This is a genomic window from Pseudomonas sp. Irchel 3F3, from assembly GCF_900187545.1.
GTDB classification, from domain to species: domain Bacteria; phylum Pseudomonadota; class Gammaproteobacteria; order Pseudomonadales; family Pseudomonadaceae; genus Aquipseudomonas; species Aquipseudomonas fortuita.
Map to the genome: position 1 here is coordinate 86416 of NZ_FYDS01000008.1, position 21708 is coordinate 108123.

Genomic DNA, 21708 nt, shown 5'->3' on the forward strand with positions numbered 1-21708 from the left:
AAAATCTTACCAATTCATAAAACGGTCATTTTGGATTTATAGGATTGTCATTATCCTGTAGCGCAGCTGGCGTCTTAGACCAAAGTCGCGAAACGTTTAGAAACGATTGACTTAGTGGTCACGCTTTGGGACTAAATCGCCAATCCACGGTGAGAAGGGGCAGCAGATCCCTCCGCCAGAGATACACAAAAATTAGAACGTAGAGGAGCAAAACATGTACAAGTCCAGCCTGGCCCTGGCCGTGGCACTGGGGGTTCTCGCCCAACAAGCAGGCGCTGCCGGTTTCGTCGAAGACAGCAAACTGTCGCTTAGCTCGCGCACCATGTACTTCAACAACGACAACCGTGACGGTGGCGCTGACAACCGTGAATCGGGTCAGGGCTTCAAGCTCGACTACCTGTCCGGTTTCACTGAAGGCACCGTTGGTTTCGGTGTGGACGTCCAGGCCCTGTGGGGTATTCACCTGGATGGTGGCCGCGGCAAGCACCCTGACAACAGCTCCTTCTTCCCAAGCGACACCGACGGTTCGGCTGTAAGCCAGTGGGCCCGTGTGGGTGGTAACGCCAAGGCACGCTTCTCGAAGACCGAAGTTCACTACGGTAGCGCCCTGGCGCCGAACCTGCCGATCCTGGTCTCCAACGATGGCCGTCTGCTGCCGCAAACCTTCGAGGGTGGCACCATCCAGTCGAAGGAAATCGACAACCTGACCATCAACGCCGGTCAGCTGACCCACGCCATGGGCCGTGCTTCGAGCAACCGCACCGGCCTGTCGGTAGCGGGTGCTACCCAGGACAGCAACAAGTTCCGTTACGGCGGCCTGGACTACAAGCTCACGCCAGACCTGACCCTGCAGTACTACTACTCGAACCTGGAAGACTTCTACAAGCAGCACTTCCTGGGCGCGACTCACGTGTTCAAGATCGCTGACGACCAGTCGTTCAAGACCGACCTGCGCTACTTCGACAGCAGCAGCGACGGCAAGAACGGCGAGGCCGGCTACCGCTTCAACAACAACGGTGGCTATGCCAAGAACACTGGCGAGGTCGACAACAAGACCTGGTCCGCGATGTTCACCTACACCCTGGGTGGCCACTCGCTGATGCTCGGCCATCAGCGCGTCAATGACGACGGTGGCTTCGTCTGGCTGAACCAGGGCAGCGTGGTAGATGGTAATGGCCGCAACGAAGGCGCCGGCGGTTCCAGCTTCTACCTGTTCACTGACAGCATGATCAACCAGTTCGCCAAGGCCGGTGAAAACACCACCTTCGGTCAGTACGCCTACGACTTCGCTCGCCTGGGCGTGCCGGGCCTGAAAGCATCGATTGCCTACCTGAAAGGTGAAGACGGTAAAAATGCCAACGGCAACGGCCACTTCAGCGAGTGGGAGCGTGATGCCCGTATCGACTACGTGATCCAGGACGGCACCTTCAAGGGCCTGGGCGCCAGCCTGCGTCACGGTGTGTACCGCGGCACCGGCACCAGTTCGCTGGCTGACCAGGATCAGACCCGTCTGATCTTCAACTACACTTACAACTTCCTGTAAGCCGTAGCTGAACAAGAAGCCTCGCGTGATGCGAGGCTTTTTTGTGCCTGCAAATTTGTATGCATTATGGTTATAAATAAATCGTTATTTATTCTTTTTGTTTTTAACCGAATGCAGGCACATTGAACCCATACGGTACAGAACCCAGCCAAGGAGCCGCAGCCCATGAGCCTTAAACTCGGCGATATCGCCCCCGATTTCGAACAGGATTCCAGCGAAGGCAAAATTCGCTTCCACGAGTGGCTGGGCAACAGCTGGGGGGTGTTGTTCTCCCATCCGGCCGACTTCACCCCGGTGTGCACCACCGAGCTGGGCCTGACCGCCAAACTCAAGGACGACTTCGCCAAGCGCGGGGTCAAGGCCATCGCCCTGTCGGTAGACCCGGTCGACTCGCACCATAAGTGGATCGAGGACATCAACGAAACCCAGAACACGGTGGTCAACTTCCCGATCATTGCCGATGCCGACCGCAAGGTGTCCGACCTGTACGACCTGATTCACCCGAACGCCAGTGACACCCTGACTGTGCGCTCGCTGTTCGTCATCGACCCGAACAAAAAGGTGCGCCTGACCATCACTTATCCGGCCAGTACCGGGCGCAACTTCAATGAGATCCTGCGGGTGATCGACTCGCTGCAGCTGACCGACAACCACAAAGTCGCCACACCCGGTAACTGGCAGGACGGCGATGAGGTGGTGATCGTGCCTTCGCTCAAAGATGAGGAAGAGATCAAGCAGCGCTTCCCCAAAGGATATCGGGCGGTCAAACCCTATCTGCGCCTGACCCCTCAGCCAAACCGTTAATGGATTCCTCGTTGCATTGCTCTTAGCCAAGCAGGGATTTTCGGGCCGTTTCGACGGCCCTTTTTTATGCCTGCGCAGAATGTGTGGGCCGCGTCGCGAGCAAAGACAATAATGGAATAAACAAATGAAAAAATATGATTTCTAGATATATGTAGCAGCTGTTAATGTCACCTCCAACAGAACACAAGGAAGCTCAGCAATGCTGGTTGTCTCAATCGGTGGTAGCCCAAGTCTCCGTTCACGCTCCGGCGTGCTGCTAGAGCGTTCACGCCAGTGGCTACAGGACCGTGGCGTCGAGGTGGTGACGTTCCAGGTACGTGACTTCCCCGCCGAAGACCTGCTGCACGCCCGCTTCGACAGCCCGCATGTGCAGCACTTCCAGCAGCTGGTAGCCCAGGCCGATGGCCTGATCGTTTCCACCCCGGTGTACAAGGCTTCGTTTGCCGGTGCCCTTAAAACTTTGCTCGACCTGCTGCCCGAACGCGCCCTGGCCCACAAGATCGTGTTGCCAATCGCCACTGGCGGCAGCATCGCCCACATGCTGGCGGTGGATTACGCATTGAAGCCAGTGCTGTCGGCACTCAAGGCGCAAGAGACCCTGCAAGGGATCTTCGCCGACGACAGCCAGGTGGCTTACGCAGAAGGCACCAAGCCCGCGCAGTTGGTACAAGCGCTGGAAGAGCGCCTGCACGACTCGCTTGAAACCTTCCACGTTGCCTTGGCCCGTCGGCCACGCCCCGTGGCCCCCGGTGTGCTGAACGAACGCCTGATCAGCGCCCGCTGGAGCATTTGAACGGCACTACCCGCTTCACCACCTTACTGGCCCGACAACGAGGCAAGCAGGTGCAACCCGAACCTCATTCGCACAGGAGAGCGCCATGCGCACAGTCTTCTTGCGTCGTGGTCTGGTCGCCCTGTTTGCGGCGGCTGTGTCCTTCGGCGCCATTACCCAAGCCCAGGCCGAAAGCCTGCGTATCGGTTACCAGAAATACGGCACCCTGGTGCTGCTCAAGGCCAAGGGCACGCTGGAGAAGCGCCTGGCCGAGCAAGGCGTGCAGGTGCAGTGGACCGAATTCCCCGGCGGCCCGCAGCTGCTTGAAGGGCTGAACGTCGGCTCCATCGACTTTGGTGTTACCGGCGAGACCCCACCCGTATTTGCCCAGGCCGCCGGCGCTGATCTGCTCTACGTGGCCTACGAGCCGCCCGCGCCGCACAGCGAGGCGATCCTGGTGCCCAAGGGGTCGCCAATCCAGTCGGTCAAGGAACTCAAGGGCAAGAAAGTCGCCCTCAACAAAGGCTCCAACGTGCACTACCTGCTGGTCCGTGCACTGGAAGACGCCGGCCTCACGTACAGCGATATCCAGCCGGTCTACCTGCCCCCGGCCGATGCCCGCGCCGCATTCGAGCGTGGCAGCGTCGATGCCTGGGTGATCTGGGACCCGTACCAGGCCGCCGCCGAACAACAGTTGCAGGCGCGCACCCTGCGTGATGGCAAGGGCCTGGTCGACAACCACCAGTTCTACCTGGCCACCCGCAACTATGCGACCCAGCACCCGACGGTGATCAACACCTTGGTCGAAGAAGTGCGCGCGGTGGGCGAGTGGTCCCAGGCCAACCCGCAGGAAGTGACCGATCAGGTCGCACCGCTGCTCGGCCTGCCCGCAGACATCACCCTGACCTCGGTCAAGCGCCAAGGCTACGGTGCTGCACCGCTGACCCCCGAGGTAGTGGCCGCGCAACAGAAAATCGCCGACACCTTCCAGGCGCTCAAGCTCATACCCAAGCCGCTGAGCATCAAGGACGTGATCTGGACACCCCCGGCCAAGGTCGCTAGCGCGCCTTGATTGATTCGCCCGTGCCGGGGCGCCGCCCTGGCTGAGCCACCCTTGAGGAGACAACTCCAATGAGCCTTAACATTTTCTGGTTCCTCCCGACCCACGGTGACGGCAAGTACCTGGGCACTTCCGACGGCGCGCGTGCGGTCGACCACGGTTACCTGCAGCAGATCGCGCAGGCCGCCGACCGCCTTGGTTTTGGTGGGGTGCTGATCCCTACCGGGCGCTCCTGCGAGGACTCGTGGCTGGTGGCAGCGTCGCTGATTCCTGTGACCCAGCATCTGAAATTCCTGGTTGCCCTGCGCCCAGGCATCATTTCGCCGACCGTGGCAGCACGTCAGGCTGCAACGTTGGACCGCCTGTCCAATGGCCGTGCGCTGTTCAACCTGGTGACCGGTGGCGACCCGGATGAGCTGGCCGGTGATGGCCTGCACCTGAACCACCAGGAGCGCTACGAAGCCTCGGTCGAGTTCACCCGTATCTGGCGCAAGGTGCTGGAAGGCGAAAACGTCGATTACGACGGCAAGCACATCCAGGTGAAGGGCGCCAAGCTGCTCTACCCGCCGATTCAGCAACCACGCCCGCCGCTGTATTTCGGCGGTTCGTCCGAGGCCGCCCAAGACCTGGCCGCCGAACAGGTCGAGTTGTACCTGACCTGGGGCGAGCCACCGTCAGCCGTTGCCGAAAAGATCGCCCAGGTGCGCGAAAAAGCCGCTGCTCAAGGCCGTGAAGTACGCTTCGGTATCCGCCTGCACGTGATCGTGCGCGAAACCAACGAAGAAGCGTGGGCCGCCGCCGACCGCCTGATTTCGCACCTGGATGATGACACCATCGCCCGTGCCCAGGCCTCGCTGGCGCGCTTCGACTCGGTGGGCCAGCAGCGCATGGCTGCCCTGCATGGCGGCAACCGTGACAACCTGGAAGTCAGCCCCAACCTGTGGGCAGGCGTTGGCCTGGTACGTGGCGGTGCCGGCACCGCACTGGTAGGCGATGGCCCGACTGTCGCGGCGCGGGTGAAGGAATATGCCGACCTGGGGATCGATACCTTCATCTTCTCGGGTTATCCACACCTGGAAGAGTCGTATCGGGTTGCCGAACTGCTCTTCCCGCACCTTGATGTACAGCGCCCGGAGCAACCCAAAACCGGTGGCTACGTAAGCCCGTTCGGCGAGATGGTGGCCAACGACATCCTGCCCAAGTCCGTGTCACAGAGCTGAGGGCCGGGCCATGAGTCGTGCAACTTCCTCCACCCTGACCCAGCGCCTGGCGCCGTGGGCACTGCCGGTGCTGCTGCTGGCAGTCTGGCAACTGGCGGTCAGCGCTGGCTGGCTGTCGACGCGCATCCTGCCGGCACCTAGCGCTGTCGTCAGCGCCGGCGTCGAGCTGGTGCGCAGCGGCGATATCTGGACACACCTGGCCATCAGTGGCTGGCGTGCCGGCCTGGGCTTCGCCATCGGCGGCAGCATCGGCCTGGTGCTGGGCTTTATCACTGGCCTGTCGAACTGGGGCGAACGCCTGCTCGACAGCTCGGTGCAGATGATCCGCAACGTGCCGCACCTGGCGCTGATCCCGCTGGTGATCCTGTGGTTCGGTATCGACGAGTCGGCAAAGATCTTCCTGGTCGCGCTGGGCACGCTGTTCCCGATTTACCTGAACACTTACCACGGTATCCGCAATGTCGACCCGGCGCTGGTAGAAATGGCGCGCAGCTATGGCTTGTCCGGCTTCGGCCTGTTCCGCCAGGTGATCTTGCCGGGTGCACTGCCATCGATCCTGGTGGGCGTGCGTTTCGCACTGGGCTTCATGTGGCTGACCCTGATCGTGGCCGAGACCATTTCGGCGAACGCCGGCATCGGTTACCTGGCGATGAACGCCCGGGAGTTCTTGCAGACCGACGTGGTGGTACTGGCCATCGTCCTGTATGCCGTGCTTGGCAAACTCGCCGACCTCGCCGCTCGCGGCCTGGAACGTGTGTGGCTGCGCTGGCACCCGGCCTATCAAGTGGCCAAGAAGGAGGGCGCATGACCGTGCTCAAGGAACAGCCGCCACGCCTGTTGCGTGGCATCCCGCTGGCCTCCAACGGCCTGCGCAAGACCTTTGGCCAGCGCGAAGTATTGAAGGGCATCGACCTGCACATTCCGGCGGGGCAGTTCGTTGCCATCGTCGGCCGCAGCGGCTGCGGCAAAAGCACCCTGCTGCGGCTGCTGGCCGGGCTCGACCAGCCTACGGCCGGGCAGTTGCTGGCCGGCGCTGCGCCGCTGGAAGAGGCCCGCGAAGAAACCCGCCTGATGTTCCAGGACGCACGCTTGCTGCCGTGGAAGAAGGTGATCGACAACGTTGGCCTGGGCCTGTCGGGTGACTGGCGCCCACGTGCGCTGGAAGCGCTGGAGGCGGTTGGCCTGGCCGACCGCGCCAATGAATGGCCGGCAGCCCTGTCGGGTGGCCAAAAACAGCGCGTGGCCCTGGCGCGGGCGCTGATCCACCAGCCACGCCTGCTGCTGCTGGACGAGCCGCTGGGTGCGCTGGATGCATTGACCCGTATCGAGATGCAGCAACTGATAGAACGCCTGTGGCGTCAGCACGGCTTCACCGTGCTGCTGGTCACTCACGATGTCAGCGAGGCGGTAGCCGTGGCTGACCGGGTGATCCTGATCGAGGACGGCGAGGTCGGGCTCGACCTCACCGTCGACCTGGCACGGCCCCGCGCGCGTGGTTCGCACCGCCTGGCCGCGCTGGAAAGCGAAGTGCTCAACCGTGTTCTGTCGGCCCCGGGCACTGCGCCCGAGCCGGATCCTGTAGCCCCTCTGCCCACGCAGCTGCGCTGGGCACACTGAATGACTCACTCACCAGACTGAAGCCATAGAGAAGGAATGACATCATGACCATCAAAGCCATCAACGTCCGCAACCAGTTCAAAGGCACCGTGAAAGAGATCCTCGAAGGCCCGGTACTGTCGGAAATCGACGTGCAGACTGCTTCGGGTATCGTCACTTCGGTCATCACCACCCGCTCGGTAAAGGAGCTGGAGCTGCAGGTTGGCAGCGAAGTGATTGCCTTTGTGAAATCGACTGAAGTGTCTATCGCCAAGCTGTGATGCTGCTCGATATTGGGGCTGCTTGGCAGCCCTATCGCGACACAAGGCCGCTCCTACACGGGAATGCGATCTCCTGTAGGAGCGGCCTTGTGCCGCGAATGGGCCGCAACGCGGCCCCAATAACTTCAGCTGGAACGCTTGGCCAGAAACGGCGGCAGGTATAACCCCAGATACGCCTCGAACACCCGCTTGCCTTCTTCGGCCATGCGCGGTGTGATCGCCTCATGCAGCTGCACCGACCGCGCATACACCCGGTCACTCAGCTCCATGGCCAGCGCAAACACATCCACATCCAGCGGCATCACCGGCAGGTGAAAATGCTGGTCGAACAACTTGTGCATCAAGTCGCCCAGTTCCATGTCGTGCTGCCGATCGGCCTGCACCACCTCGCTCAGGCCATGCTGCGCCAGAATCAGCTGCCGCGCCGCCGCATCCTCGTTGTAGATATCAAGCATGCGCTCTTCGATCAGCCGTGACAGTTCGTGCCAGGTGCTGAACGCGCTGCTGTCGATCGCTGCGCCCAGCGCTTCGCGAAACGCCCGGTGCACATCGGCCGTCAGCGCTTCCAGCAAGGCCGGCACGCTGGCGAAAAAGTGATACACCGACGACGGCGGAATCTGTGCCCGCTCAGCCACGCTGTAGATGGAAAGTGCCGCCACCCCTTGTTCGGCCAGCAGCTCACGCGCAGCCGCCAGGATCGCCTCGATCCTGGCCTGGCTGCTGGCGCGCGGCTTGCGCGGGGTGGCGGTGCGGTTCATCAGTTGCTGATTGCCAGGATGCTGGCCTGGTAGGCGCCGACGAACAGGTCGAAGTCACCGACTTCGTCTTGTTCCAGCTCGGACTGCTTGGCCAGCGATTCGCGGGCCAGCGTTTCGAATGCCTGCTGCTTGTCATTGCTCAGAGGTTGCTCGCGGAAAGCCTCGGCGTGCACACGGCTTTGGCGCAGCGAGAACTGGACGAAGCTTTCGTCATGCTCGGTCATGCGTGCCAGCACCTGGGCCGACGGGGTAAGCGAGGCATCGTCGACCTTGGCCTGCTGGGCATCCAGGGCCTTGGCGTGCTCATCAGAGCCTTGCGCCTGGTCGAGCAGGTTGGCCAATTGGCGGATGCGCTCGATCAGCTCGCCGGCCCAGCCTTTCAGGCTGATCGGCTGGCCATTGCGGTGCAGCTCCAGGCCCGGGCGGCGACCTTCCTTGACCACGGTCAGGAAGTTGTCGGTGCACTGGCCGCACTCGCCGTTATCCAGCTGAGGGCTGTCTTCCAGGGCGCAGAACAGCAGGAACGCGTCGAGGAAGCGTGCCTCGGTCAGGTCGATACCTACCGGCAGGAACGGGTTGATGTCCAGGCAACGCACTTCCACGTACTGCACGCCACGCGAAGTCAGGGCCTGTATCGGCCGCTCGCCGGTGTAGGTAACGCGCTTGGGGCGGATGTTCGAGTAGTACTCGTTCTCGATCTGCAGAATGTTGGTGTTCAGCTGCACCCATTCGCCGTCCACGTGCGTACCGACCTCAACATAAGGCGGGTAGGGCGTGCCCACGGCCTTGCGCAGGCTGTCGGTGTAGCTGGCCAGGTTGTTGTAGCAAGGCGTGAGGCCGGCCTGGGCGTTGCTCTGGTAGCCCAGGTCGCTCATGCGCAGGCTGGTGGCATAGGGCAGGAACAGGGTTTCGGCGTCCAGCTCTTCGAGCTGGTGCGGGCGGCCACGCAGGAAGCCTTTGTCCAGCGCCGGCGAGGCGCCGAACAGGTACATCAGCAGCCAGCTGTAGCGGCGGAAGTTGCGGATCAGCGCGATGTAGGCCGACGACTGGTAGTCGCGGTCGTCTAGCGTGCTGCCTTCGGCTTCGCGCAGTAGTGGCCACAGGGCTTCGGGCAGCGAGAAGTTGTAATGTATGCCGGCAATGCACTGCATGGTGCGGCCGTAGCGCAGGGCCAGGCCCTTGCGGTACACGTGCTTGAGCTTGCCGATGTTCGAGTTGCCGTACTCGGCGATCGGGATGTCCTCCTCGGCCGGCAGCGTGCACGGCATCGAAGGGCTCCACAGGTATTCGTCGCCCAGCTTGCTGTAGACGAAACGGTGGGTCTCTTCGAGGCTTTCGAGCACCTTGGCCGGGTCGGCCAGCGCAGGGGTGATGAACTCCAGCAACGACTCGGAATAATCGGTGGTGATCTGCTCGTTGGTCAGCGCCGATCCCAGTGCTTCCGGGTGCGGGGTCTGGGCCAGGCGACCTTCATCGGTCACGCGCAGGCATTCGCGCTCAATACCGTGCAGGCACTGCTTGAGCAGGGGAAGATTGGCGCCGAGCAGGCTCAGGCGGCGGTTGAGGAGTTCGCTCAAGATGTATTCCTTCACGCGTCAGTCGCCCCAATATGGGGGTAGAGATAACGGTCTACAAGGGTAGGAAGAAAGGAACTGGCGTTGTCGCCTGGTTTACGCGGGTTCCAGCAGTGCCAGCGCACTGCTGAAAATACCGCAGATACTGCTTGGTGAGCTAGAGAACCGCGAAGGTTCCTTGCGCTTTTGCCACCAGCTTGTCGCCCTGGACTACGTCGGCGTCGACCACCAGGGTTCGCCGCCCGGCGTGCAGCACACGGGCGGTACACAGCACTTCGCCATCGCTGACGGCGCGCATGTAGTTGATCTTGCACTCGATGGTGACGCTTTGCTGGTCAAAGCCATGGCTGGCCGAGCAGGCCAGGCCCATGGCGATGTCCACCAGGCTGAAGATCGCCCCGCCGTGCAGCTTCTGGCCACGGTTGCGCAAGTGCGGCTCCAGCGGCAGGGCCACCTCTGCAACACCCGTGTCCAGGCGTTGCAGGCGGCAGCCCAGCAGCTGGCTGAAGGCGCTTTCGACGTATTCGCGGGGTACGTCCATCACTTCTTCTTCAACTGCTTGGCGTTGGCGAACAGGGAGGCCATGGCATTGTTGGCCGGCGCGGCGGTGGCGGTTTCACGCGGGCGTTGGGCCGGCTGCTGGCGGTTGCCGCCATTGCCACGGTTGCCACCGCGGTTGCCTTCGACTTTTTCGCCTGGGGTGTCGCTCATGCGCATGGACAGGCCGACACGCTTGCGCGGGATATCCACTTCCATGACCTTGACCTTGACCACGTCGCCGGCCTTGACCGCTTCACGCGGGTCTTTGATGAACTTCTCCGACAGCGCCGAGATGTGCACCAGGCCGTCCTGGTGCACGCCGATGTCGACGAAGGCGCCAAAGTTGGTGACGTTGGTCACCACACCCTCCAGGATCATGCCGGGTTCGAGGTCCTTGAGGTCTTCGACGCCGTCCTGGAAGGTGGCGGTCTTGAACTCGGGCCGTGGGTCGCGGCCAGGCTTGTCCAGCTCTTGCAGGATATCGGTGACGGTCGGCAGGCCGAAGGACTCGTCGGTGAACTTCTTCGGGTCCAGGCGCTTGAGGAAGCTGCTGTCGCCGATCAGCGAGCGGATGTCGCGGTCGGTATCGGCGGCGATGCGCTGCACCAGCGGATAGGCCTCTGGGTGCACTGCGGAGGCGTCCAGTGGGTTGTCGCCGTTCATCACACGCAGGAAGCCGGCGGCTTGTTCGAAGGTTTTTTCACCCAGGCGGCTGACCTTTTTCAGGGCTGCACGGGTGGCGAACGGGCCGTTGGCATCGCGATGGGCGACGATGTTCTGCGCCAGCGTGGCGTTAAGGCCGGAGATACGGGTCAGCAGCGCCACCGAGGCGGTGTTCACGTCCACGCCCACGGCGTTCACGCAGTCCTCGACCACGGCGTCCAGGCCACGCGCCAGTTTCAGCTGGGACACGTCGTGCTGGTACTGGCCGACACCGATGGATTTCGGGTCGATCTTCACAAGCTCCGCCAGCGGGTCCTGCAGGCGGCGGGCAATCGAAACGGCGCCACGGATCGACACGTCCAGGTCCGGGAACTCGCGGGCGGCCAGTTCCGATGCCGAGTACACCGAAGCGCCGGCTTCGGAAACCATGATCTTGGTGATTTTCAGCGCTGGGTATTTTTTCACCAGCTCTGCCACCAGCTTGTCGCTTTCGCGGCTGGCGGTGCCGTTGCCGATGGCGATCAGCTCCACCGAGTGCTTGGCGCACAGTGCAGCCATGATGGATAGGGTGCGGTCCCAGTCATTCTTCGGCGCGTGCGGATACACCGTGGTGTAGTCCAGCAGCTTGCCGGTGGCGTCGACCACGGCGATCTTGCAACCGGTGCGCAGGCCCGGGTCGAAGCCCAGGGTGGCGCGCGGGCCGGCCGGGGCGGCCAGCAGCAGGTCGTGCAGGTTGTGGGCGAACACGTTGATTGCCTCGCCTTCGGCGTTGTCGCGCAGTTCGCCGAACAGGTCGGTTTCCAGGTGGGTGTACAGCTTGACCTTCCAGGTCCAGCGCACCACCTCGCCCAGCCATTTGTCGGCCGGGCGGCCGCGGTTTTCGACGCCGACGTGGTGGCCGATCATCACTTCGCACGGGTGCAGGGTGCCAGGCAGTTCTTCGCCCACTTTCAGCGAGGCGCTCAACACACCTTCGTTGCGCCCGCGGAAGATTGCCAGGGCACGGTGCGACGGTGCGTTGCGCAGCAGTTCGTCGTGGGCGAAGTAGTCGCGGAACTTGGCGCCCTCTTCCTCCTTGCCGGCTACCACGCGGGCGCTGAGCACGGCCTCCTGCTTGAGGAAATTGCGCAGCTTGTCGAGCAGGGCGGCGTCCTCGGCAAAGCGCTCCATCAGGATGTACTTGGCGCCCTCCAGCGCGGCCTTGACGTCGGCCACGCCCTTTTCGGCGTTGACGAAGCGTGCGGCTTCGCTCTCTGGCACAAGGCCCGGATCGTTGAACAGGCCGTCCGCCAGCTCGCCGAGGCCGGCTTCCAGGGCGATCTGGCCCTTGGTGCGGCGCTTTTGCTTGTACGGCAGGTACAGGTCTTCGAGGCGGGTCTTGGTGTCGGCCAGCTTGATTTCGCGGGCCAGTTCAGGGGTCAGCTTGCCCTGTTCCTCGATGCTGGACAGGATGCTGGCGCGACGGTCGTCGAGTTCGCGCAGGTAGCGCAGGCGCTCTTCCAGATGGCGCAGCTGGGTGTCGTCCAGGCTACCGGTCACTTCCTTGCGGTAACGGGCGATGAAGGGCACGGTCGAGCCTTCGTCCAACAGGCCCACGGCCGCCTCGACCTGCTGGGGGCGTACGCCCAGTTCCTCGGCGATACGGCTGTTGATGCTGTCCATGTAAACCACCTGACATTTGTGAATACGGGGGTCGCCTGTGGGCTTTTATCCCGGCGGCGCTGGATGAAAGCCGCGCATTATACCCATCGCAAACGGCTTGCGGTGATGGCGCCCAGCCAGCTGGAACTGGCGCCGGGGGAAAAATCTGCTAACAATGCTCACGCAACGTGCAGCAATGGCTACGCCATAATGCGCGGCGATATCAGAGGAGTTATTCATGACCGGCACCGCAAACACCGCTGAAGGTGACAAGATTCTCATCGTCGACGACGATCCGGGGCTCAGCAGCCTGCTGGAACGTTTCTTCACCAGCAAGGGCTACCGTGCCCGCGCGGTGCCCAACACCGAGCAGATGGACCGCCTGCTGCAGCGCGAGGTGTTCAACCTGGTGGTGCTCGACCTGATGCTGCCGGGCGAGGATGGCCTGTCTGCGTGCAAGCGCCTGCGCCAGCAGAACAACCAGATCCCGATCATCATGCTCACCGCCAAGGGCGACGAGCTGAGCCGTATCAAGGGCCTGGAACTGGGCGCTGACGACTACCTGGGCAAGCCGTTCAACCCGGATGAGCTGATGGCCCGCGTCAAGGCTGTGTTGCGCCGTCAGGCCCCCGCCGTGCCGGGTGCACCGGGCAGTGAGGACGAATCGGTCACCTTCGGCGACTACGAGCTGTCGCTGGCCACCCGCGAACTCAAGCGTGGCGACGAAGTGCACATGCTCACCACCGGCGAGTTCGCCGTGCTCAAGGCCCTGGTGATGCACGCCCGCGAGCCGCTGACCCGCGACAAGCTGATGAACCTGGCCCGTGGTCGGGAGTGGGATGCACTGGAGCGTTCCATCGACGTGCAGATTTCGCGCCTGCGCCGCATGATCGAGCCGGACCCGTCCAAGCCGCGTTACATCCAGACCGTCTGGGGCGTGGGCTACGTGTTCGTGCCAGACGGAAACGCGGGCAAATGATGCTGCGTCGTCCATGAAAACACCGCTCTGGTTTCCGCAGAGTTTCTTCGCCCGCACCCTGTGGCTGGTGTTGATCGTCGTCCTGTTCAGCAAGGCTTTGACCCTGGTCTACCTGCTGATGAACGAGGACGTGCTGGTCGACCGTCAGTACAGCCACGGAGTGGCGTTGACCTTGCGCGCCTATTGGGCTGCCGACGAAGAAAACCGCGACAGGATTGCCGAAGCGGCGGGCCTCATCCGCGTGACCGGGTCGGGTGTGCCCGAGGGTGAGCAGCACTGGCCCTACAGTGAAATCTACCAACGGCAGATGCAGGCGGAGCTGGGCGAAGACACCGAGGTGCGGCTGCGCATCCATGCGCCACCGGCGTTGTGGGTCAATGCGCCAAGCCTGGGCCCTGGCTGGCTGAAAGTGCCACTGTACCCACACCCGCTGCGTGGGCAGAAGATCTGGAACGTGCTGGGTTGGTTCCTGGCCATCGGCCTGTTGTCCACCGCGTCGGCCTGGATCTTCGTGCGCCAGTTGAACCAGCCGCTCAAGCGCCTGGTGTTCGCCGCTCGTCAGCTGGGCCAGGGGCGCAGTGTGCGTCTGCCGATCAGCGACACGCCCAGCGAGATGACCGAGGTATACAAGGCCTTCAACCAGATGGCCGAAGATGTCGAACAAGCCGGGCGCGAGCGCGAGCTGATGCTGGCCGGGGTTTCCCACGACCTGCGCACACCGTTGACGCGTCTGCGCCTGTCGTTGTCATTGCTGAACAGCGACAGCGACCTGAGTGACGACATGGTTCGCGATATCGAGGACATGGATGCGATCCTCGATCAGTTCCTGGCCTTCATCCGCGATGGCCGTGACGAGCCGGTGGAAGAGGTCGACCTGGCTGACCTTGTGCGTGAAGTCGTGGCGCCGTACAACCAGCCGAAAGAACGTGTGCGCCTGTGCCTGGAGCCAATTCCGCCATTCCCGCTGCGTCGCGTTTCGCTCAAGCGCATGTTGGGCAACCTCATCGGCAACGCCCTGCACCATGCTGGCAAGGGGGTCGAAGTGGCGGCCTATGTGTCGGGTGACGAGAGCGCACCGTACGTGGTGCTGAGCGTGCTGGACCGTGGCACCGGGATCGACGAGTCGGAGCTGGAGACCATCTTCAATCCGTTCATTCGTGGGGATCGGGCACGGGGCGGCAAGGGCACCGGGCTGGGGCTGGCGATCGTCAAGCGGATCGCCGCCCAGCATGGCGGGAATGTGGAGCTGCGTAATCGGTCTGGCGGGGGGATCGAAGCGCGGGTGCGGTTGCCGCTGGGGCTGTTGCTGCCGCGTAATGCTGTATGAATCTGGTTGACCGCACCGGCCCTATCGTCGGCAAGCCAGCTCCCACAGGTAATCTACAAGCTTGGAGGTTGTGGTAATCCTGTGGGAGCTGGCTTGCCGGCGATAGGGCCGGTACAGGCTTGAATCAGCCCTTGCCTTTGGTCCGGGTCTGATTTGGCCCGCCGTTCTTCTCCAGGTGCTCGATGATCATCCCGGCCACGTTTTTGCCGGTGGTCACCTCGATCCCCTCCAGCCCCGGCGACGAGTTCACCTCCATCACCAATGGCCCATGGTTGGACCGCAGGATATCCACCCCCGCCACGCTCAAACCCATCACCTTGGCCGCCCGGATCGCGGTAATCCGCTCTTCAGGGGTGATTTTTATCAGGCTGGCGACGCCCCCCCGATGCAGGTTGGAGCGGAACTCGCCCGGCTTGGCCTGACGCTTCATCGAGGCAATCACCTTGTCTCCCACCACGAAGCAGCGAATGTCGGCCCCGCCAGCCTCCTTGATGTACTCCTGAACCATGATGTTCTGCTTGAGCCCCATGAACGCCTCGATCACCGACTCGGCAGCCTGGGTGGTTTCGCACAGCACCACGCCAATGCCCTGGGTGCCCTCCAGCACCTTGATTACCAACGGCGCGCCATTAACCATCTGGATCAGGTCGGGAATGTCGTCGGGTGAATGGGCGAAGCCGGTAATGGGCAGGCCGATTCCGCGACGCGACAGCAATTGCAGCGAGCGCAGTTTGTCGCGGGAACGGGCAATGGCTACCGATTCGTTGAGCGGGTACACGCCCATCATTTCGAACTGGCGCAGCACTGCGCAGCCGTAAAAGGTGACGGAAGCGCCGATGCGCGGGATCACGGCATCGAAGCCCTCCAGCGGCTTGCCGCGGTAATGGATCTGCGGCTTGTGGCTGGCAATGTTCATGTAGGCCCGCAGGGTATCGATCACCACCATTTCGTGGCCACGCTGGGTACCGGCTTCGACCAGGCGGCGGGTGGAATACAGACGCGGATTGCGCGACAGCACAGCGATCTTCATGCAGCACCTGTGACAGGGGGAAGGGTGGCCGGGAAGGCCGGTTTGTCTTGTACGTACTTCAGGCCAGGGTTGACCACCAGCTGGCCGTGGATCAGGGCCTTGGAACCGAGCAGCAGGCGGTAACGCATGTTCTTGCGGCAGGCGAGTGTGAACTCCACCTCCCACACACCATCGCCCAGCGCCAGTGACGTGCGAATGACGTAGCGGGTCTGGGCGTGCCCGTTGGAGCTCTTGATGGTCTTCATGGTCACCAGTGGCGCCTCGCAGCGGCGGTGGCGCAACTGCACCACAGAGCCCAGGTGCGCCGTGAAGCGGACCCAGGGCTGGCCGTCGCGCTCGAACGGTTCCACCTCGGTAGCGTGCAGGCTGGAGGTGCTTGCACCAGTGTCGATCTTGGCGCGCAGCCCTGCCACGCCAAGGTCGGGCAGGGCTATCCATTCACGCAGGCCGATCACTTTCAAATGGTCAAATGTCTTCACGAAGCGCACCCTGCGAATGAGGTGGTGAACTGTAAGCATGGCGGGGACTTTTTGCATCCGTATGTGAAGGTAGTACAGTTCGATGAAAGACAGAATCCGAGGTAACGGGATGGCACAAAAAGCCGAAGACGACGACAAGGTTCGCCTGGACAAGTGTCTATGGGCGGCGCGTTTCTACAAGACGCGGGCGCTGGCCAAGGCAGCGATCGAGAGCGGCAAGGTGCATTGCCGGGGCGAGCGTTGCAAGCCAGGCAAGGAGCCGCGAGTGGGCGACGAATTTGTGCTGCGCACCGGGTTCGATGAGCGCACCGTGGTGGTGAAGGCGTTGTCGGTGGTGCGGCGTGGGGCGCCAGAAGCGCAGACGCTGTACGAGGAAACCGAAGAAAGCCTGCGCCGCCGTGAGCAGGCGGCCGAAATGCGCAAGGCGGGCGCCATGGGGGTGACTACCGATGGGCGGCCAACCAAGAAGCAGCGGCGGCAGATTCACCAGTTGCATGGGAGCTATGAATAGCCGGGGCCGCTTAGCGGCCCATCGCCGGCAAGCCAGCGCCCACAGCGCTTTGTGGGAGCGGCCATGCCGGGGCGCCGGACCGGTCGGAAAGGGCTGCGTAGCAGCCCCAAGGGTCTAGCGGAGCACGGCCATCCGCCCGACAAGCGGTAACCTGGCCAGCAGGTTGAACAACGGTGCAGTCCAGCGCATCAACGCCTCACTGCCCTTGGCCGCCAGCGGCGTGTAATAGCTCCAGCCCAACGCCAGCACTGCCATCAGCAACCCGCCGATGTAGTCATCCTGCCCCCAGTGGGCGCCGGCTACCAGGCGCGGCAGCATGAACAGCACCGCCAGCCCCCAGATCACCAGGTACTGCACCAGGCGGCGGCTGAACACGCTCATGAACAGCGCCCAGATCAGCAGTACCGAGGCGTGATCCCCCGGGAAACTCTTGCTGGAACGGTCCTTGAGCTCCCAGGCGGCTTCCAGGTTCGGGTAGTAGTCACTCAGGTGCACCACCTCGTCGAACATCATCGACGGGCTCTTGTGCTGCCAGCCAGCTGCATCCACCCACTTGGAAAACAGCGCGCGAATCACCACTAAGAGGAGTAGCGTGACCAGAAAGCCGAAAAACGCTTGGCGAACCTGAGCTGCCTTGAACACCCAGTCACCACGGATGAGCACTGCCAGCAGGATCAGGCCGACGACGATGTCGAACGGGCGCAGGCTGCCGACGGTCCAGATGTAGCGCCAGGTGGTGCTGTCGGCCAAGGGCGCATTCAGGCTGCGGAACAGCCACTCGTCGAAAGTCAGGCACAGGATCTGGCCAAAAGGCCATAACCAGAAACACAGTAGAGCGACGGAAAGCAGCGTACAGGCTGCCAATGGCCCCCAGGACCACCTTGCTTGGAACAGTGGTCGATTGTCCATAAAATACCTCTATTGCAAACAGGAAATCGGAGCGCCTTGTGAGCGCTCTGTAACGGGTTCTCGCAGGTTCTCGACAACCCTTGTAACCATTTTGTCATCATTTTTTAGATAGCCGAAACCTATGAGCGATTTGCCTGATACCGATTTCACCCAACGTTTCATCTTCGACGAGCGCGATGTGCGCGGCGAGTGGGTGTCTCTCGATGACAGCTATGCCGCAGTGTTGGCGCGTCACGAATACCCTCAGCCGGTCAAGGCGCTGCTCGGCGAGCTGATGGCCGCCACCGCGTTGCTGGTGGGCGCGATGAAGTTTGATGGCTTGCTGATTTTGCAGGCGCGCTCGGCTGGGCCGATTCCGCTGCTGATGGTGGAATGTTCCGGCGACCGGGAAATCCGCGGCATGGCCCGCTACGAAGCGGACCAGATCCCGGCGGATGCCACACTGTCGCAGCTGATGCCCGACGGCCACCTGACCCTGACCATCGACCCGATCAAGGGCCAGCGCTACCAGGGTACTGTCGACCTTGATGGCGCCAACCTGTCGGAATGTTTCACCAACTACTTCGTCCAGTCCCAGCAGCTGAACACGCGCTTCTGGCTCAACGCCGAAAACGGCAAGGCCCGCGGTCTGCTGCTGCAGCAGCTGCCGCGTGATCGCCAGCCGGATGATGAAGAGCGTGAGGACAGCTGGCAGCACGTGGTGGCCCTGGCCAAGACCCTCAAGCCTGAAGAGTGGGCTGAAAACAACGAAACGTTGCTGCATCGCCTGTACCATGAAGATGCCGTGCGCCTGTTCGACATCCAGCCGTTGCGCTTCAATTGCAGCTGTTCGCGCGAGCGTTCCGGCAATGCGCTGGTCAGCCTTGGCGAACAGGACGCCAAGGCATTGGTGGAAGAGTGCGGCGGCCAGGTGGAGATCGATTGCCAGTTCTGCAACGAGCGCTATTTCTTCGATGCCAGCGATGTGGCGCAACTGTTTGCCGGTGGCGGCACAGACGTGGCCTCAGAAACTCGCCACTGAAACGTTTAATCACAGGACAATCTCCTGTCGAATTGCGCAAAAGCGCAGTTCTGACAGGAGGGGCCTACTTTTTTTGGGCGTTTCTGGCATAATCCGGCCACTTTTTTCGCTGTAGTAGTTTTTTCAAGACAACTACAAAACGTTTGGAGCACTCGGCCTCGGGCCGGATGGGGTATCTCATGACGCAAGCCAACAACACCGTGTACACCGACCTGAGCGTCGATGAGCTGGTAAAAGAAGCGCTGCAACGCGGTGAAGGCGTACTAGCCGATACTGGCGCACTGGTCGTGGAGACTGGTCACCGTACTGGCCGTTCGCCGGCTGACCGTTTCATCGTCGAAGAACCTTCCACTCAGGACGCTATTTCCTGGGGCCCGATCAACCGCAAGTTCCCGGCCGACAAGTTCGACGCCCTGTGGGACCGCGTCGAGGCGTTCAACAACGCCCAGGATCACTTCGTTTCCTACGTTCACGTAGGGGCAGCCGTCGACCACTACCTGCCGGTGAAGATGACCACCCAGACCGCCTGGCAGAACCTGTTCGGCCGTTGCCTGTTCATCAACCCGGAGCAGTACAACCCGGCTGGCCGCGACCAGTGGCAGGTGCTCAACGTTGCCAACTTCGTGTGCGAGCCTGAGCGTGATGGCACCAACTCCGACGGCTGCGTCATCATCAACTTCGCCGCCAAGAAGGTGCTGATCGCAGGCATGCGCTATGCCGGCGAAATGAAGAAAGCCATGTTCTCGGTGCAGAACTTCCTGCTGCCGGCTGCCGACGTACTGCCAATGCACTGCGCGGCCAACATCGGCGAAGAAGGCGATGTGACCCTGTTCTTCGGCCTGTCCGGCACTGGCAAGACCACCCTGTCGGCCGACGAAAGCCGTTACCTGATCGGTGACGACGAGCACGGCTGGGGCGAAGGCGTTGTCTTCAACATGGAAGGCGGCTGCTACGCCAAGTGCATCGACCTGTCCGAGAAGAACGAGCCGGTCATCTGGAAAGCCATCAAGCACGGCGCAGTGCTGGAAAACGTCGTTCTCGACGCCAACAAGCACGCCGACTACACCGACGTCAGCCTGACCCAGAACAGCCGTGCTGCCTACCCGCTGGAGCACGTTGCCAAGCGTTCCGAAGCGAACCTGGGCGGCGAGCCTAATGCGGTCATCTTCCTGACCTGCGACCTGACCGGTGTTCTGCCTCCGGTTTCGATCCTGAACAACGAGCAGGCGGCCTACCACTTCCTGTCCGGTTACACCGCGCTGGTCGGTTCTACCGAAATGGGTTCGGGCGGCGGCATCAAGTCGACCTTCTCCACCTGCTTCGGCGCACCGTTCTTCCCGCGCCCGGCTGGCGAGTACGCCGAGCTGCTGATCAAGCGTATCAACGGCTTCAACTCCAAGGTTTACCTGGTAAACACCGGCTGGACCGGCGGTGGCTACGGTGTTGGCAAGCGCTTCAGCATCCCGACTACCCGCGCGGTGATCGCTGCAATCCAGAGCGGCGCGCTGGTCGGTGCCGAAACCGAGCACCTGGACATCATCAACCTGGACGTACCAAAAGTCGTCCCAGGTGTTGAAACCGAGCTGCTCAACCCACGCACCAACTGGGCTGACAAAGCTGCCTACGACGAGGCCGCCAAAGGCCTGGCCAAGCTGTTCATCGAAAACTTCAAGAAGTTCGAAGTTTCCGACGCCATCAAGGCTGCTGGCCCACAGCTGTAAGCTGAGCCCAGCGCGACAAGAAGGCCGCCCTTTGGGGCGGCTTTTTTTTTGAACGATATCCTGAGCCGGCCTCTTCGCGGGTAAACCCGCTCCCACAGATACGGCGATTTCTGTGGGAGCGGGTTTACCCGCGAAGAGGCCGGCTCAGGCAGCGGAAATCTGGAATTTCTGTTTCACTATCAGCAACATTTGCGAAGACAAGAGCCAGACAGATGACCGAATCCCCTCAGCGCACTGCCTTCTACCACTTCCACCCCATCCTCACCCGCCCTTCGGACAACGACGTCAATGGCCATATCGCCGGTGCTACCGTGCATGGCTTTTTCGAAACGGCGATCCAGGCCTTCCTCGCCGAACAGGCCGAGGTGGACCTGCGTGACGGTGAACTGGCGGCATTCGTGGTCAGTTCGGCTGCGGATTTCTATGCGCTGCCAGGCTTTCCCGACGTGCTCGAAGTGGGCTTAGGAGTGACGCGCCTGGCGGGTAGTACGGTGGAGTACCGCCTGGCGCTGTTCCGCCCGGGGGAACCGGAGGCGTGTGCTGCAGGCACGGTAGTGCAGGTGTTCATCGAGCGTGCCAGTGGTCGTCCTGCGGTGCTGCCTGAACCGCTGCAAGTGGTCCTGTCTGGCCTGGTACTGGAACAGCAGGCATAAAAAAGCCCCGCCGGCAGGGGCGGGGCTTTTGCTGCCGGGGCAGGGCCCGCGGCATCAGTCGCGCCAGTGGCGCTTGTGCTTGCGGTGGCCGTAGTGGCGACCACGGTCGTAGTGGCGACGGTCGTCGTAGCCGCGACGGTAGCGGCGATCATCATGACGCTCGTCTTCGTCGGCTTTGTTGCCCATGTAGTTACCCAGCGCGCCACCGGCACCACCGCCGGCTGCTGCGCCAATGTAGCTACCGGTGGTGCCGCCCACCGAGCGACCGACCACGTTACCGCCTGCAGCGCCCAGTGCGCCGCCGATAGCGGCCTCGCCACGCTGGCGCTTGTCGGCACCCAGGGCACCGCCGGCTGCGCCGCCCAGACCGGCACCAATGGCGCCGCCGGTGCTACCGCCGATGGAGTTACCCACTACGGAGCCGAGTACCCCACCCAATGCGCCGCCAATGCCGGCCTCGGTATTGCCGCCTGCCATGGCAACGCCGCTGAGCAAGCTGAAAGACAACAACAAAATCGAGGAGTACTTCTTCATCAAGAGAGCCTCATAGGGATGACGAGGCGAATTTGAGGCTAAGCGGCGTGGCTGGCAACGGAAATCCGACGAGTAACACGAGTTGTACACAA

General features: G+C 62.3%; 22 protein-coding genes. 14 read left to right on the plus strand and 8 right to left on the minus strand.

All coding sequences use genetic code 11. The features are described from left to right. Positions 1–214: 214 nt before the first annotated feature. The 8 genes from CKW35_RS18815 to CKW35_RS18850 all read left to right on the plus strand — a co-directional run bounded on the left by CKW35_RS18815 (position 215) and on the right by CKW35_RS18850 (position 7276). A complete protein-coding gene (locus CKW35_RS18815) occupies positions 215–1543 on the plus strand; it encodes an OprD family porin (RefSeq protein ID WP_095116605.1) in 1329 nt (442 codons plus the stop codon). Between the two features lie 165 nt (positions 1544–1708). After that, the gene (locus CKW35_RS18820) at positions 1709–2347 is read left to right on the plus strand and encodes a peroxiredoxin (RefSeq protein ID WP_016497546.1); all 639 of its coding nucleotides are present in this window, start codon (positions 1709–1711) and stop codon (positions 2345–2347) included. A 199-nt stretch (positions 2348–2546) separates the two neighbouring features. Beyond that, the gene (ssuE, locus tag CKW35_RS18825; protein WP_016484398.1) at positions 2547–3140 is read left to right on the plus strand and encodes an NADPH-dependent FMN reductase; all 594 of its coding nucleotides are present in this window, start codon (positions 2547–2549) and stop codon (positions 3138–3140) included. Positions 3141–3225: 85 nt separating this feature from the next. Continuing rightward, positions 3226–4191, plus strand: a complete 966-nt coding sequence (locus tag CKW35_RS18830; protein WP_016484399.1) for a sulfonate ABC transporter substrate-binding protein — start codon at positions 3226–3228, stop codon at positions 4189–4191. A 59-nt stretch (positions 4192–4250) separates the two neighbouring features. After that, complete coding sequence (gene ssuD, locus CKW35_RS18835; RefSeq protein WP_016484400.1) at positions 4251–5399, plus strand: FMNH2-dependent alkanesulfonate monooxygenase; 1149 nt, start codon at positions 4251–4253, stop codon at positions 5397–5399. Positions 5400–5409: 10 nt separating this feature from the next. Continuing rightward, positions 5410–6207: an aliphatic sulfonate ABC transporter permease SsuC gene (ssuC, locus tag CKW35_RS18840; RefSeq protein WP_016484401.1), complete on the plus strand. Its 798-nt coding sequence runs from the start codon at positions 5410–5412 to the stop codon at positions 6205–6207. Further along, positions 6204–7016, plus strand: coding sequence for an aliphatic sulfonates ABC transporter ATP-binding protein (gene ssuB / locus CKW35_RS18845; RefSeq protein ID WP_019096900.1), 813 nt, complete (start codon positions 6204–6206; stop codon positions 7014–7016). The genes ssuC and ssuB overlap by 4 nt, the downstream gene beginning before the upstream one ends. A 44-nt stretch (positions 7017–7060) precedes the next feature. Continuing rightward, positions 7061–7276 carry a molybdopterin-binding protein gene (locus tag CKW35_RS18850; RefSeq protein WP_008095172.1) on the plus strand — a complete coding sequence of 72 codons (216 nt, stop codon included), beginning with the start codon at positions 7061–7063 and terminating at the stop codon, positions 7274–7276. A gap of 125 nt (positions 7277–7401) precedes the next feature. On the opposite strand, the gene CKW35_RS18855 is transcribed toward CKW35_RS18850, so the two are convergent. The 4 genes from CKW35_RS18855 to CKW35_RS18870 form a co-directional block, all read right to left on the minus strand. Further along, positions 7402–8034 (minus strand): TetR/AcrR family transcriptional regulator, encoded by a 633-nt coding sequence (locus CKW35_RS18855; RefSeq protein WP_016484403.1) that lies wholly within the window; start codon positions 8032–8034, stop codon positions 7402–7404. Then, on the minus strand, positions 8034–9611 hold the full coding sequence (gshA, locus tag CKW35_RS18860) for a glutamate--cysteine ligase (RefSeq protein WP_024717583.1): 1578 nt from the start codon (positions 9609–9611) through the stop codon (positions 8034–8036). Before gshA ends, CKW35_RS18855 begins: the two co-directional genes overlap by 1 nt. A gap of 154 nt (positions 9612–9765) precedes the next feature. After that, positions 9766–10149 (minus strand): PaaI family thioesterase, encoded by a 384-nt coding sequence (locus CKW35_RS18865; protein ID WP_016484405.1) that lies wholly within the window; start codon positions 10147–10149, stop codon positions 9766–9768. After that, positions 10149–12473, minus strand: a complete 2325-nt coding sequence (locus CKW35_RS18870) for a Tex family protein (RefSeq protein WP_095116607.1) — start codon at positions 12471–12473, stop codon at positions 10149–10151. Before CKW35_RS18870 ends, CKW35_RS18865 begins: the two co-directional genes overlap by 1 nt. Before the next feature lie 217 nt (positions 12474–12690). Between CKW35_RS18870 and ompR the strand changes: the two genes are divergently transcribed. Next, complete coding sequence (ompR, locus tag CKW35_RS18875; protein ID WP_016484407.1) at positions 12691–13431, plus strand: two-component system response regulator OmpR; 741 nt, start codon at positions 12691–12693, stop codon at positions 13429–13431. A 13-nt stretch (positions 13432–13444) separates the two neighbouring features. Then, positions 13445–14758 carry an ATP-binding protein gene (locus CKW35_RS18880; protein WP_016484408.1) on the plus strand — a complete coding sequence of 438 codons (1314 nt, stop codon included), beginning with the start codon at positions 13445–13447 and terminating at the stop codon, positions 14756–14758. A gap of 124 nt (positions 14759–14882) precedes the next feature. Here the strand turns inward: CKW35_RS18880 and rimK are convergent, their stop codons facing one another. Next, the gene (rimK, locus tag CKW35_RS18885; protein WP_012316721.1) at positions 14883–15788 is read right to left on the minus strand and encodes a 30S ribosomal protein S6--L-glutamate ligase; all 906 of its coding nucleotides are present in this window, start codon (positions 15786–15788) and stop codon (positions 14883–14885) included. Beyond that, positions 15785–16267 carry an ATP-dependent zinc protease gene (locus tag CKW35_RS18890; protein WP_095116703.1) on the minus strand — a complete coding sequence of 161 codons (483 nt, stop codon included), beginning with the start codon at positions 16265–16267 and terminating at the stop codon, positions 15785–15787. Before CKW35_RS18890 ends, rimK begins: the two co-directional genes overlap by 4 nt. A gap of 109 nt (positions 16268–16376) precedes the next feature. Between CKW35_RS18890 and CKW35_RS18895 the strand changes: the two genes are divergently transcribed. Beyond that, positions 16377–16778, plus strand: coding sequence for an RNA-binding S4 domain-containing protein (locus CKW35_RS18895; protein WP_095116609.1), 402 nt, complete (start codon positions 16377–16379; stop codon positions 16776–16778). 114 nt (positions 16779–16892) lie between these two features. On the opposite strand, the gene CKW35_RS18900 is transcribed toward CKW35_RS18895, so the two are convergent. Next, positions 16893–17687, minus strand: coding sequence for a phosphatase PAP2 family protein (locus CKW35_RS18900; protein ID WP_016484411.1), 795 nt, complete (start codon positions 17685–17687; stop codon positions 16893–16895). Positions 17688–17808: 121 nt separating this feature from the next. On the opposite strand from CKW35_RS18900, the gene hslO reads away from it, so the two are divergent. From hslO to CKW35_RS18915, 3 genes are all read left to right on the plus strand, one after another. Beyond that, positions 17809–18708: an Hsp33 family molecular chaperone HslO gene (hslO, locus tag CKW35_RS18905; RefSeq protein ID WP_095116611.1), complete on the plus strand. Its 900-nt coding sequence runs from the start codon at positions 17809–17811 to the stop codon at positions 18706–18708. Between the two features lie 179 nt (positions 18709–18887). Beyond that, positions 18888–20429: a phosphoenolpyruvate carboxykinase gene (locus tag CKW35_RS18910; RefSeq protein ID WP_060518076.1), complete on the plus strand. Its 1542-nt coding sequence runs from the start codon at positions 18888–18890 to the stop codon at positions 20427–20429. 212 nt (positions 20430–20641) lie between these two features. Then, positions 20642–21082: a thioesterase family protein gene (locus CKW35_RS18915; RefSeq protein WP_016484414.1), complete on the plus strand. Its 441-nt coding sequence runs from the start codon at positions 20642–20644 to the stop codon at positions 21080–21082. Positions 21083–21136: 54 nt separating this feature from the next. Here the strand turns inward: CKW35_RS18915 and CKW35_RS18920 are convergent, their stop codons facing one another. Continuing rightward, the gene (locus CKW35_RS18920) at positions 21137–21616 is read right to left on the minus strand and encodes a glycine zipper domain-containing protein (RefSeq protein WP_016484415.1); all 480 of its coding nucleotides are present in this window, start codon (positions 21614–21616) and stop codon (positions 21137–21139) included. Between the last annotated feature and the right edge of the window lie 92 nt (positions 21617–21708).